Origin of the sequence: Candidatus Magnetominusculus xianensis, from assembly GCA_001541255.1 — a bacterium.
GTDB classification, from domain to species: Bacteria; Nitrospirota; Thermodesulfovibrionia; order Thermodesulfovibrionales; family Magnetobacteriaceae; genus Magnetominusculus; species Magnetominusculus xianensis.
Genome location: LNQR01000138.1, coordinates 1 through 1,290 on the forward strand (window position 1 = coordinate 1; position 1,290 = coordinate 1,290).

Here is a 1,290-nt window from a genome sequence, read left to right on the forward strand (position 1 = left end):
TGCGATTTCCCAGTTCAAATCTGAAAGCGTGGGCAGTGTTACCATGTCTGTTACGTAGACTCCGTTTATCAGCCATATTACATTCTGACCAGAGGTCTTATGCCGCCATACTATATCTGTGATGCCGTCGCTGTTGTAGTCTCCTGTGGCAGCGATGTCCCAGTTGACATCAGACAATGTCGGCATGAACTCTGTGCTGCTTACGCTGTCGCCGCTCATACGCCAGAGGGCGTTATAACCGTAGAGTTTGTGGCGCCAGAGGATTGATACCGTGTTGTCGCCATAGAAATCCCCCGTTCCTGCGATTTTCCAGTTCGTATCGCTGAATGTCGGCAGCAGCACCATTGAAGTCGCGACTGACTTCTCGATTTTCCACTTGGATACCCATTGGTATTGTTTCTCCATATCACTTCGCTGTTACCGTCGCTGTCTGTATCTCCGGCAGAGACAATATCCCAGGTTATGTCTGATATAGTACCCAGTTGAGCGCCGCCGCTTGATACAGTACCGTTGTAAAGCCATATGGCTGTAGTACCGGTCATTTGATTTCTCCAAAGGATACCGGTCTGATTGTCCTGATTGAAGCGTCCTGCACCGGCAATTGTCCACGATGGGTCTGTAACGCTATCGAGGTATTTCGCGCTTTTTACGGTCGCGCCGTTCATCAGCCACGCCACGTTATATCCATATACCTTGTCTCTCCACAAGATGTCTGAATTGCCGTCGTTGTCGAAGTCAAACTTGCTTTGCTTGGCCTTAGGGTTGACTTTGAATGAGACTGTAACAGTCTTGTCTGTGGTCATCGAAAGACCGCACATGGTGTTATAGAGGGAATCACATCCAGTCCATGATTCAAACGTCGAGCCTGAACCTGGGACTGCCGTCAAAGTTACCTGCTGTGTGTCGGAGTTGTATGTTATGATAGCAGTGTTGCCGCTCCAAGATAGAGTACCGGTAGATGCCGTTACTGAGCCGGAGCCTGATCCAGATTTTACAACCGTCAGGGTGCGTTTACCGCCGCCACTGAACGTGGCAGTTACGGATTTTGATGATGACATAGAAACGTAACAACCGTTTGAGTATGTCGTATCGCATCCCGTATAGCCCGCGAATGTCGAACCAGTACCAGCCGCTGCCGTCAGATATACAGCCGTTCCTGTGGAGTATGACCCAGCACCCGAATTGCCGCTCCATGTGAGAGTGCCTGTGCTGGCCGTGACCGTACCCGTACCTGAGCCTGCCTTTGTAACGGTAAGCGTGAAACTATTCAGGCTGTCCTGAGTTACCGTA

At 50.3% G+C, this 1,290-nt stretch carries 1 protein-coding gene and 1 pseudogene; both read right to left on the reverse strand.

Annotation, left to right across the window (positions count from 1 at the left end):
• Positions 1–219, reverse strand: a pseudogene (locus tag ASN18_RS17680) (FG-GAP repeat domain-containing protein); the annotation flags it as partial.
• The coding region (locus ASN18_RS17685) for an FG-GAP repeat domain-containing protein (protein ID WP_236861856.1) at positions 216–1,290 on the reverse strand (1,075 nt) is incomplete at its 5' end. The gene ASN18_RS17685 and the pseudogene ASN18_RS17680, both read right to left, overlap by 4 nt.